Genomic DNA, 11,759 nt, shown 5'->3' with positions numbered 1-11,759 from the left:
CAGTACATAGCGTAGTTTTTTCACTTTCAGAACTTAGGAGTAAAAAGTGACGGATGCTCATCAAAGCCAATTAGGTAAAGGGACTGAATACGATCAAAGCTATTCACCCGAGATACTTTTTCCCTTAGACCGAAAACAAAATCGTGAAAGTCTGAACCTGAGTGCTGATATTCCTTTTCATGGTGAAGACCGCTGGACCTGTTACGAGCTGTCCTGGCTTAACTCAAAAGGTAAGCCTCAGGCAGCGATCGCGTACTTTAGCATTCCATGTGATTCGCCATACATGATTGAATCGAAGTCTTTTAAGCTTTATTTGAACTCTTTCAACCACCTTTCTTTCAAAGATGCTTCGGCTGTAGAGCGATTGTTAAGTAAAGACTTAAGTGCTGCGGCCGGTGGAATCGTTTCTGTAGAGGTTCTTGCATTAAAAGATACAAGACATCATGTGGCAGAGAATTTATGCCAGGGAAGTTCAGCAGAAGAGTCTTTATATGCTAGCGCAGAGTGTATTGATGAAATAGATGCGGAAGACTTTGAATATCAGCCGAACCCTGAGCTACTCAAAACGGTGCCAGGTGGGGTTGAGGTGAACGAGACGCTCTACTCTGACTTGCTTCGCTCGAATTGTCCTGTGACGGGGCAACCAGACTGGGGGACTGTATTTATTCATTACGCGGGGCAGCAGATAGATCGCGAGAGCTTACTAAAATATATTGTATCTTTTAGGCAGTGTCAGGACTTTCATGAGCATTGTGTCGAGCGAATCTTTATTGATTTACTGCAATATTGCCATTGTGATTCTTTAAGTGTTTATGCGCGCTACACTCGCCGAGGTGGCTTGGATATCAACCCCTACCGCGCAACAGCAGATCTTAAGGCGAGAACGGAGAGCCTGAGAACTCCAAGGCAGTAACGAGCGTTATTGTGTTAGCTGTCTTTTAGTTTCTCAGTTGCTTTTTCAAGGGCATGGACGATAGCGTCTTTATTAGTGTCGTCTATTTTTCCGGTATCCAGATACATCGCAAACCCTTCAGCTTCATGCTCTATGAAGCTCTGACCGGCACCGATATCGCGTCTAAGGTCAACGATTTGATAAATCGGAACGGGTCTAGCGAAGCCTTTAACGGTAATCTCTCCCTTATCACGACACATAACCTTATCTTTTATCAGAGAGAAAGTTTCGTAAGAAACCAGGATTTCGCCTGGCTCTGATAGTGCTTCCAAGCGAGAAGCCAAGTTAACTTCCTTGCCGATAATGGTGTAGTCCATGCGGTTTTCAGCGCCAAAATTTCCTACAGTGCTGAAGCCCGTACTGATCCCAATCCGAATTTGCAGTGGCGTCTTGATTCCTTGGCTCTTCCACTTTTGACGCAGTATCTTCATGTGCTTACGCATCTCAATTGCCATGGAAACACAAGCCATCGTATCTTCTTTAGCGCCACGACTGGTTGGGTCACCAAAGAAAATCATAATACTGTCGCCAATAAACTTATCGATTGTGCCGCCGTATTTTAAGGCGATTTGCGACATTTCGTTGAAGTAGTTGTTCAGCAGCTCGGTCAAACCTTCGGGTTCCATTTCTTCCGACAGCTCTGTAAAACCTTTGATGTCAGAGAAGAAGATAGATAGACGCTTGCGCTGTGTTTCCAGGCGCACGTCACGTTCGCCGGTAAAAATTGACTGCCAGACTTGTGGAGATAGGTATTTAGCAAGCTTGTGAGAAAGCGATATAGACTGCTCTCTTTGTGTCTGAATCTGGTGCTTGGCCTTATGTAAGGCTTCGGCTTGTTGGTGGGTATAGTAAGCAGTAACCGAGACATAGACTGTAGCGCTAATACCGGCCACTAGATCGACAATCATTGGTGCGTGAGGCGCGAAGTCAAGGCCGAATATCATGGAGGAAATAATGGTGGAGGTAAGTAAGATTAGGTTGCCTTTGAGCCAGGTCGACATACCTCCAACGACGATGAAGCTAAAACTCGCCATGAGAATATTGAATATGGTTGCCGTCGGGCTGAAGTCAATTAGTACAATAATGACACCGACCAAAGCGCCATCTATTAGTAGTGTGTTCTCACGTGCTGCAGCGCTTTGCTCTAGCTTTAAATGTCTAATAACAAAGTAAAGAAGGTGTGGCCATAACATGGCCGCAGGAATAAACCAGATCAAGTAGTCGTGGAAATGTCCTTCAAGAACACCGACCGCCATCGTGATACTAGACGTCAAATAAGCCAAAACCCTGCCGTTGTATGCGGGCATGACTGACGGTGGCGTATCTATTTTGTCGGTGGAGTGTTGTGTCGCCTTATTCTGTGTTGACGATTTTTTATTAGATATTTTCAATGGGATCATTTTTTCATACATCTCTGATAAGCAGCAAAGGTTATCAGTTCCCTTATATATAGACAAATTTTGCTTACACTGTTTTAATTTCGTTCTTGGGAAATAGCGCTTGCACTAAGGTTTCGTGATCTAAATGTGGTTATATCATTATGTTCACCTGAAAAGAATAGTGCAGGTTAGGTAGCTTATATTAAAGCAGGAGATACGCGGGTATGAATGAGCATAAAACAATTGATGAGGCGGGCTCTCATGCGGTGTTGGAAATATTGAAGTCCAGGGTTTCTCATCCTCGCTTGAGTGCTCCTGCCCCAAGCCCTGATCAAATGGAAACTGTTTTTCAAGCAGCGCTTAGGACGCCTGACCATAAATGCTTAAAGCCATGGCGATTTCTTGTGATCGAAGGGGACTCGTTACATCGTCTGGGTGATTTGTTTTGTCAGGCTGCTGAAGCGAATGAGGGAAAGCTTAGTGAAGCGCAAGAAAATAAATACCGCTCAATGCCGCTTCGGGCACCCAAGATCATCGTTGCTGTGTCCAAAAACATCGAACACCCTAAAGTACCTTTCGAAGAGCAGGTTGTGTCCTGCGGCGTTGCGGTGGGTTATATGTTGTTAGCGCTTCAGGCGCAGGGCTTTGGTGGTATTTGGCGTACCGGAGAAATGGCATTGAATGGCGACGTGAAGCAAGGCCTGGGTTTATCGCTCGAGGAGTCTATCGTGGGCTTCTTATATATTGGTACACCGCTTGCCGAAGCCAAAAAGTTAGCGCCTGTTGCTAGTAAGGATTACTTTGTCCCATGGTAGTGCTAGGCGATTTTCCTCTGACTATAAATTGGGTCAACCCAGGTGATATCTTCGCTTGTTCCCTCAAAAAACGGCAAATCTAAAAGGATAGGAATTGCCGATCTAAAAAACTCCATAAAACCATAAGTATTTGATTTTTAAGTATTAAAAAAATATTTATTGGTTGGCATCGCAATTGCTTTATCTAATCGTAGAAACTTTATGATGAAGCAAGTGGGAGTATCGATGTCGATTTCATTCAGCAATGCATTAGGAATTCACGAACAAGCGCTGGAGTTACGTGTTAACCGTGCTGAGGTGTTGGCTAATAACTTGGCTAATGCAGATACACCCGGATTTAAGGCAAGAGATATAGACTTCAAAGCGGTCCTGGGTAATGAAATGGCTAGCCAGGGAGGCGCAAAGTCTCTCGAGATGGCGACCACGAACGGACAGCACTTGCCTCATGCTAACTCGAGCGGAAGCAATGAGTTGCTTTATCGAACGCCCAGCCAGCCATCTGTTGACGGTAATACCGTTGATACCCAAGAAGAAATGGCAGAGTTTATGAAGAATACCTTGCAATACCAATCCAGCTTCCAGTTTTTGAATGGCAAGTTCAAGTCACTAACCAATGCGATTCGGGGTGAATAAATATGTCTCTTAGTCAGATTTTTGATATTGCCGGATCCGGCATGGCTGCTCAATCTATTCGCTTGAATACCACTGCTAGTAATATTGCTAATGCAGACAGTGCGGCAAGTAGTATTGATGAAGTATATCGCGCCCGAAAGCCCATCTTTTCGGCTGTCCAAGAAGATGCCATGCGCCAGGCAGTTGGTGGGGATTTCTTACAGCAGACGCCTGAGTCGGTAGGTGTTGAAGTAAAAGGGATTGTTGAAAGTGATGCACCTTTGGATATGCGTTACCAGCCTGACCACCCGTTGGCTGATGAGCAGGGATATGTGATGTACCCGAATGTAAATGTCGTTGAAGAGATGGCTGACATGCTTTCTGCTTCTCGAAGCTTTCAAACCAATATTGATGTAATGGATGCGGCAAAAACAATGATGCAGCGTTTGTTAACGCTAGGTCAGTAAGGGGCTAAATCTTATGACAGATATAAATACAACGGTGTCTTCTGCTGATGCTTTATCAGACTACCGCTATGAACCGACGACCAAAACACAAGGTTCGTCTGATCTAGGTCAGAATGAGTTTATGGAGTTGATGATTGCCCAGATGGAGAATCAAAGCCCGCTGGACCCTCAAGATAATGGTGAGTTCATTTCTCAGTTAGCAGAGTTTAGCTCTCTTGAAGAAATGCAGAAACTAAGTTCGCAAGTAGAAAGTTTTGCAACCCAGTATCAGTCTAGTCAGGCTTTGCAGGCTTCTGCAATGGTTGGGCGAACGGTTTTGGTGCCAGGTACTGAAGCTCCCATGGCGGCAGACGGAACAATTAGTGGATTGGTTGATCTTGAAGCCAGTACAGGTTCATTAAAGGTAAGTATCTTTAACGGTTCTGGTGAGTTGGTTAATCAGGTGGATATGGGGCAACAACTTGCCGGTTCTGTACCATTCTCGTGGGATGGAACAAATAGCAAGGGGGAGCAGATGCCCTATGACAATTACACGATCGCTGCTGAATCGAATCAAGGAGGAGATGTAAGTCAAATTACGACCTTGCTTTCCGCCAATGTGAGTAGCGTATCGATCGGGACTGGTGGTGCCATTTCGCTTAACTTAGCCGGTATGGGCGCTATTCCTTTAGAAGATGTTAGAGAGATTAACTAGGCATGAGTATGTGTCTGGCGTGCGAAATAATTGTAATCATTACGACAAAAAGAATCAGAAGAGAGGTGTAGTATGCCGTTTAACGTTGCATTAGGTGGGTTGAGAGCATCCTCCACGGACTTGGAAGTTACGGGTAATAACATTGCGAACGCGAGTACTGTTGGTTTTAAGCGTTCGCGTGCCGAGTTTGGTGATGTTTATTCCAATAGTTTTTTCGGCAGGGGGGCTACCTCAACGGGAGACGGTGTCGCAGTACAAAATATTCGACAGATGTTTGGTCAGGGTAACGTAAGCTTTACTGACAATAACCTGGACTTAGCAATTACCGGAAATGGCTTTTTCGTGCTTAGTGATCAGGGTGAGGCCAAATATTCGCGTGCTGGTCAGCTAGGTGTGGATAAAGATGGTTTCATGGTCAATAACACGGGTATGCGTGTCCAGGGCTTTCAGGCTGATGAAGGTGGGACGGTATCGGGAGTTCTGGGTGATCTGGTTGTTGATGCGAATGATCTGCCTCCATCAAGATCAACTAATGTCGAAGCAGCTTTGAATCTGGATTCTTCAGAAGAAGCTTTGACTCAGAGTGGCACAACGATTAACTCGAACGGTGCAACGGATGTTGGTGTAGCACAAGCAGGAATTGTGAATGGCTATGCGAGTCAGGATATCGAAGTGACCTTTCCGGATGGCACGTCGCAGACCATTACAACGACTGCGGAATCAACTGCCGGGGCAATTGCATCTCAGTTTTCGCTTTTAGAAGGTGTGGATGCGACTGCTAGTACCAGCTCTACAATAACCTTAGCTGGATATGATAATGCCTCAGGAAATATGAGTATTAGCTTAAACGGAATTAGTTTCCAGCCAGCCGGTGCAACAGATGCATTGCAATTGGCCGACTTGGGAACTCGTATTAACTCGTCTGCGTTGGTGGGGGTTACCGCCGTCATAGATAGTGCTACTGGTGATTTGCAGATTATTCAGGATCAAGGAGCTAACTTGGTATTCGGTTTTGCGGGTGTCTCGGGCGATAGTTTTGAGGTTCTTGGGAGTGATGCCGCGGCGACGCCGGTAGTGCTTGACCCTGATGCTGTTCCTGCCGTTTTGAATGCGACTGTAGGTGGTGGAGTTAGCATTGTACTTGACGAGGGGGTCGTTGCGACCAACTTAAGTGCCACAACGCCCGTCATTACCAACTTTACCGGTGCGCCTTTTGTTAATAACCAATTTTCACCAACGGATCCTGGTACCTATAACCACGCGACGTCAACGACTATTTTTGACAGTCTTGGTAACTCTCATGTTTTGACCATGTATTTCGTTAAGCAGCAGTCTTCGTTGTCGGGAGAAAATACCTGGCAAATGCATGTGCAGGTGGATAACCAGGATGTTGGAGATCCATTAATTGGAACAGATGCATCGCGAGCGACTTATAATTTGGTATTCCGCGATGACGGTACTTTAAATGAAACATTGTCAGATGATGTTTTGATTTCTAATTGGGACCCTTTAGATAGTCAAGGCAATCAAAATGGGGCGGCACGACCTTTGAATGTTGTGGATGGCGGGGTTTTGCCGATTCCTCAGCCGCCAACTAGCTCAAACTTTGAGGTAGATGTATCATCGTTTACTCAGTTTGGTAGCCCGTTTGCTGTAAATGACTTAAGTCAGAATGGTTATACCACAGGTCGATTAGTCGGTCTGGATGTCGATGAGTCGGGTGTCATTCTGTCTCGTTTCTCCAACGGTGAGTCTTTGGTTCTAGGGCAGGCAGCTTTGGCTAACTTCAATGACGTAGAAGGCTTATCACCTGATGGCGATAGTGTTTGGGTGCAGACTTTTGCTTCGGGTGACCCGATTGTCGGGGCGCCTGGTACGGCGTCTTTGGGTCTATTAACGGCCTCTGCAGTTGAGCAATCGAATGTTGATTTATCTGCTGAGCTGGTAAATCTGATTGTTGCGCAGCGTAACTATCAGGCCAACTCCAAGACCATTGAGACGGCCGATACAATCCAGCAAACTATCTTGAATATCTAGTACTGAATTTCGCTCATAGCCTTCCTTGTTTGGGTTGGCTAGATAATTGCAGAGCTTAGGCTAAGGCGTTTGCAGTGTCCGTTTCTTTGACGCTGCGTATTGTTTGATCCTAATGGTGAAGTAAATGGATAAAGCGTTATATATTGCAATGAGTGGTGCCAAGCAGAATATGCTGGCGCAGCGCGCTCATGCCAATAATTTGGCAAATATTAATACGACGGCGTTTAAAGAAGATTTCGCTCAGGCGCGTGCTATGCCGGTGTTTGGCGAGCATCATCCATCGAGAGCCTATGCCTTGACCGAAAGGCCGGGAACAAATTTTGAGGCGGGTCCCCTGAATCAAACCGGCAACCCTTTGGATGTTGCGGTAAAGGGTGATGGATGGATTGCGGTTCAGGCCGCAGATGGTTCGGAAGCCTATACCCGGGCAGGCGACCTGCAGGTAGATGTCAATGGGCAGCTAAGGGCTGGCATTGGTTTGCCTGTTTTGGGTAATGGTGGTCCAATTGTTTTGCCGCCTTCGGCAACTGTTGAGATTGGTGCTGACGGTACGGTTTCGGTTCTTCCTTTGGGTGGTGGAGCTGTTGGCTTAGCGGCGGTTGATCGAATTAAGCTAGTTAATCCCGACCCTGATATGATCGAAAAGAAAGAAGATGGTCTATTGCATATGAAGGGTGATGAGCCACCGGCAGTTGCTGACCCGAACATCAAACTGGAAACGGGGTTTCTGGAAGGTTCTAATGTAAATGCGGTATCGTCTTTAACAGATATCCTATCTCTATCGCGACAGTATGAGCTTCAAGTTAAATTAATGAGCCAGGCTGATCAAATTTCTCAACAAACGGCACGTTTGTTGCAGTTCTCCTAGTAAGACCTGAAAAACGTCATAAAAGCGGCACGTAGTTGCAGATTTATAGAGTGCTGATTTTTTGACTGCTTCGTTAGCGGTATTTGCTTACTAGCTTTAAATAAGGGGTATCACAGATAGCCCTTAAACGCTTCAGGTCTGATTGATTCGCAGTAGAATTTCAATTTGGGAGAAGCATCATGCATCCAGCTCTTTATGTCAGTAAAACCGGTCTAAGTGCACAAGATATGTCCTTGACCACGATTTCCAACAACTTGGCGAATGCTAGTACGGTTGGCTTTAAGCGTGATGAAGCGGTTTTTCAGGACCTGTTGTATCAGGTGAAAAGAGAGCCAGGTGGCTTGAACTCACAAAACTCTCAATTACCATCTGGTCTCCAGCTCGGTACGGGTGTCAGGATCGAAGGGACGACTAAGCAATTTACCCAAGGCTCCTTAGAAGTGACTGACCAGGCTCTCGATTTAGCCGTTAATGGTAGAGGCTTTTTCCAAGTTATATTGCCAGATGGCTCGACCAGTTATACCCGAGATGGGCAGTTCCAGGTTAACTCAGATGGCCAAGTCGTCACTGCTGGTGGCAACCTATTAGAACCCGCCATCACTATTCCACAGAATGCTTCTTCAGTGACGATCGGCGAAGATGGCATTGTATCGGTCAGTATTTCTGGTGAAACCACTGCACAGCAAGTTGGCCAGATTAATACGGTCGACTTTATTAATCCCCAAGGTTTGAAAGCGCTAGGGAATAACCTGTTTGCTGAAACTGAAGCCAGTGGTAACCCTCAAGGGGGCACGCCGGGCTTGGCAGGTTTTGGTGAGGTTAAGCAAGGCATGCTAGAGCAATCGAACGTAGATACGGTGCAAGAGCTGGTCAGCATGATTACTGTCCAGCGCGCCTATGAAATGAACTCAAAAGTTGTGTCTACGGCTGACCAGATGCTCCAGTACATTGGGCAGAACCTGTAATACGCGCTTAGTTGTTTGAGGGGAAGGTGATTATATGAGGCAGATTAATCAAGTATTCAAAGCAGTGCTAGGCCTGAGCTTGGTCGTGTTGACTAGTGCATGCAGCATCATGACTCGTGAGCACCCTTTGCCCAATGACCCGGCTTACGCTCCTGTACCTTCGAGTGCGCTGAAATCAGGTGAAATGGTGACGGGGTCGATCTATCAGGTTAACCGAAACTTTAGTATGTATGGTGATCAGGTTGCCTTAAACGTTGGTGATATTCTGACGGTTACCTTGCAAGAAAACACCAGTTCATCCAAGTCAGCAGATACCAGCTATGACAAAGATGATGAAGTGACTTTTAATGAGGCAACCATTCTAGGCAATGTTATTCAAAAACATGGTTTGAGCCTTTTGACTAATCCTAGCTTAGAGCGAGCGTTTGATGGTAAGGCATCTAGTGATCAGAGCAATAGCTTGAGCGGTAGTATTTCAGTCACAGTTTCAGAAGTTTTGCCAAATGGCATTCTTCGAATTCAGGGAGAGAAGTGGCTGCGCTTGAACCAGGGAGATGAATATATTCGTTTAACCGGTTTGGTGAGGCCGCAAGATATTGGCACAGATAATACGATCCCGTCTTCTAAGGTTGCTGATGCTCGTATTGCCTATGGTGGAACAGGAGATTTTGATGATGTTAATCGTCAAGGCTGGTTGTCCCGATTCTTCAACAGTGAATGGTGGTTCATGTGATGTCTTATAGTGTAAAGGCTTCTTACAAAGCTACTGCAGCGGGTATCGCTTCTTTAGTTAGCTCGTTCTGCCGCTCCAGTTTATTGTTGCTGGGTTTTGCTTTGGTTAGTTTTGACGTTAGCGCGGATCGTTTAAAAGATATTGCCAATGTACAGGGGGTTCGTTCGAATCAGCTGGTTGGTTATGGTTTGGTTGTCGGTTTAAGTGGTACAGGAGATAACACGCCTTTTACTAGCCAGACCTTCCGCAACATGATGAATAAATTTGGTATCACCATTCCTGAAGGTGTGGATCCGAAGTCAAAGAATGTAGCAGCGGTTTCAATTCATGCAGAGCTTCCGCCTTTCGCTAAACCTGGGCACAAGATTGATATCACAGCCTCATCGTTAGGAGACTCCAAGAGCCTTAGAGGTGGTAGCTTATTGATGACTCCGTTAAAGGGCGCAGATGGGCGCGTTTATGCGCTTGCTCAAGGCAGCCTTGTCGTCGGTGGTTTTGGTGCTGAAGGTGCCGATGGCTCCTCTATTCAGGTTAACGTTCCGAGTGTGGGACGGATTCCTAATGGCGCGACGGTTGAACGAGCCATCGCATCTCCTTTTCATCGTGGCGACACATTAACCTTTGATTTACATCGCCCGGACTTCACAACGGCGATGAATTTAACCAAGAAGATTAATGACTTGCTAGGGCCTAATACAGCTTACGCCAGCGATGCAGCTTCGATTACCGTCAAAGCCCCTCGCGATGCATCTCAGCGAGTTAGCTTTTTGTCGATGCTCGAAAATATGAATGTTGAAACAGGGGAAGAAGCGGCGAGAGTGATTATTAACTCTCGTACCGGCACCATCGTTGTCGGTCAGAACGTTAAGGTGCTTCCAGCTGCGGTTACCCACGGAAGTCTTTCGGTAACAATTACTGAAGACCCTGCAGTCAGTCAACCAAATCCGCTTGGAGGTGGTCAGACGGTTGTCGTACCACGCTCCGATGTTGATGCAGAACAAGAACCTAGTCGAATGTTTCAGTTTGGCCCTGCAGCGACGCTGAGCCAGATTGTTCAAGCGGTTAATCAAGTTGGTGCTGCGCCAGGAGATATCATGGCTGTACTCGAAGCCTTGAAGCAGGCTGGTGCCTTAAAAGCAGATTTAATTGTTATATAGAAAGAAATATAAGCAAAGCCATGTGGAACCTTAGAGGTTAGTGATGAATAGCGCACTGATGAGTCAGATAAATAATCCGATGATGATGGCGACTGATAATATAGGGAATCAGTTGCAGAACAGTGCTGCCCGTTTTAATAAGCATACCCAGGGCTTAAATGACTATAACAATCTCAATGCTCTGCAGTCTCTTAAGCATCAATCCAAGACAGATAGAGACGGCGCCCTAGATGCTGCCGCCAAACACTTTGAATCGATATTCGTCTCGATGATGATTAAAAGTATGCGCGATGCTAATAAGGTATTTTCTGAAGGAAACCTATTGCAAAGCAACCAATCAGACTTTTATCAGCAGATGTTTGATAGCCAGATGGCAGTAAGCTTATCAACTGGTAAAGGTATTGGTCTGGCTGAAGTGATCAAGCGACAAATGTCAAAAGGCGTAGGTGGTGAAGAGTCAGATTTAAGTTCCTATCCATTAACCTCTCAAGACAAATCTTTTTCTCTGAAAGACTATGCGCGCCAGCCATTTGTTAGCGCAGAGAAAATTGCAAAGATTGAAACGGCAATGAATCAAATTGATCAGACGATTGCTAGCCTGGACTCAGATAAAGTTGCTGAATCAAGTAAGTTAGACTTCAGTTCTCCCGATCAATTTATCGCTTCTCTTTATCCCTATGCTAAACAGGCAGAGCAAGAAACAGGTATTGATGCTCGTCTAATGTTGGCTCAGTCAGCACTGGAAACTGGTTGGGGTAAACGAGAGATCTTAAATTCTGATGGTAGTCCTAGCCATAATTTATTTGGTATTAAGGCGCAAACAGGATGGACGGGTGACAGCACAAATATAACGACGACTGAATATCGAAATGGTGTCGCAGTGAAGGAGCGCGCAGACTTTAGGTCTTATTCGGGTTACCAGGAAAGCTTTTCAGATTATGCGCGTTTTTTGAGTACTAATGCCCGATATGAGCAAGCGCTCGAGAAAGCGGGTGATCCGTATGACTTTGCACACGAGCTACAAGATGCCGGCTATGCAACCGACCCAGACTATGCCAACAAGATTAATCGTATTATTGG

Annotated in this window: 12 protein-coding genes; 11 read left to right on the top strand and 1 reads right to left on the bottom strand. The window is 45.8% G+C overall.

The genetic code is table 11. The features are described 5' to 3' along the window. Positions 1 to 46 precede the first annotated feature (46 nt). The gene (gene queF, locus A3757_RS09310; protein ID WP_068508964.1) at positions 47 to 913 is read left to right on the top strand and encodes an NADPH-dependent 7-cyano-7-deazaguanine reductase QueF; all 867 of its coding nucleotides are present in this window, start codon (positions 47 to 49) and stop codon (positions 911 to 913) included. A 14-nt stretch (positions 914 to 927) separates the two neighbouring features. Here the strand turns inward: queF and A3757_RS09305 are convergent, their stop codons facing one another. Then, positions 928 to 2,352 (bottom strand): adenylate/guanylate cyclase domain-containing protein, encoded by a 1,425-nt coding sequence (locus A3757_RS09305; RefSeq protein ID WP_231872322.1) that lies wholly within the window; start codon positions 2,350 to 2,352, stop codon positions 928 to 930. A 203-nt stretch (positions 2,353 to 2,555) separates the two neighbouring features. On the opposite strand from A3757_RS09305, the gene A3757_RS09300 reads away from it, so the two are divergent. From A3757_RS09300 to flgJ, 10 genes are all read left to right on the top strand, one after another. After that, positions 2,556 to 3,146 (top strand): nitroreductase family protein, encoded by a 591-nt coding sequence (locus A3757_RS09300; protein WP_068508969.1) that lies wholly within the window; start codon positions 2,556 to 2,558, stop codon positions 3,144 to 3,146. Positions 3,147 to 3,371: 225 nt separating this feature from the next. Beyond that, entirely contained in the window at positions 3,372 to 3,779 is a 408-nt protein-coding gene (flgB, locus tag A3757_RS09295; RefSeq protein WP_068508978.1) for a flagellar basal body rod protein FlgB, read from the top strand. A gap of 2 nt (positions 3,780 to 3,781) precedes the next feature. Further along, positions 3,782 to 4,225 carry a flagellar basal body rod protein FlgC gene (gene flgC, locus A3757_RS09290; protein WP_068508971.1) on the top strand — a complete coding sequence of 148 codons (444 nt, stop codon included), beginning with the start codon at positions 3,782 to 3,784 and terminating at the stop codon, positions 4,223 to 4,225. Positions 4,226 to 4,238: 13 nt separating this feature from the next. Further along, a complete protein-coding gene (locus A3757_RS09285) occupies positions 4,239 to 4,919 on the top strand; it encodes a flagellar hook assembly protein FlgD (RefSeq protein ID WP_068508973.1) in 681 nt (226 codons plus the stop codon). A 72-nt stretch (positions 4,920 to 4,991) separates the two neighbouring features. Continuing rightward, positions 4,992 to 6,956: a flagellar hook-basal body complex protein gene (locus A3757_RS09280; protein WP_068553370.1), complete on the top strand. Its 1,965-nt coding sequence runs from the start codon at positions 4,992 to 4,994 to the stop codon at positions 6,954 to 6,956. 124 nt (positions 6,957 to 7,080) lie between these two features. Continuing rightward, a complete protein-coding gene (gene flgF, locus A3757_RS09275; RefSeq protein ID WP_068511763.1) occupies positions 7,081 to 7,824 on the top strand; it encodes a flagellar basal-body rod protein FlgF in 744 nt (247 codons plus the stop codon). Between the two features lie 179 nt (positions 7,825 to 8,003). After that, a complete protein-coding gene (gene flgG / locus A3757_RS09270; RefSeq protein WP_068511766.1) occupies positions 8,004 to 8,789 on the top strand; it encodes a flagellar basal-body rod protein FlgG in 786 nt (261 codons plus the stop codon). Between the two features lie 34 nt (positions 8,790 to 8,823). Further along, positions 8,824 to 9,522, top strand: coding sequence for a flagellar basal body L-ring protein FlgH (flgH, locus tag A3757_RS09265; protein WP_068511767.1), 699 nt, complete (start codon positions 8,824 to 8,826; stop codon positions 9,520 to 9,522). Next, positions 9,522 to 10,679: a flagellar basal body P-ring protein FlgI gene (locus A3757_RS09260; RefSeq protein ID WP_082865169.1), complete on the top strand. Its 1,158-nt coding sequence runs from the start codon at positions 9,522 to 9,524 to the stop codon at positions 10,677 to 10,679. The genes flgH and A3757_RS09260 overlap by 1 nt, the downstream gene beginning before the upstream one ends. 43 nt (positions 10,680 to 10,722) lie before the next feature. Beyond that, a partial coding sequence (flgJ, locus tag A3757_RS09255; protein WP_068739475.1) for a flagellar assembly peptidoglycan hydrolase FlgJ occupies positions 10,723 to 11,759 on the top strand: 1,037 nt, incomplete at its 3' end.

Source organism: Oleiphilus sp. HI0117 (assembly GCF_001635235.1).
The sequence above is the reverse complement of the archived record's forward strand: the minus strand, read 5'-3'. Positions and strand labels throughout refer to the sequence as shown.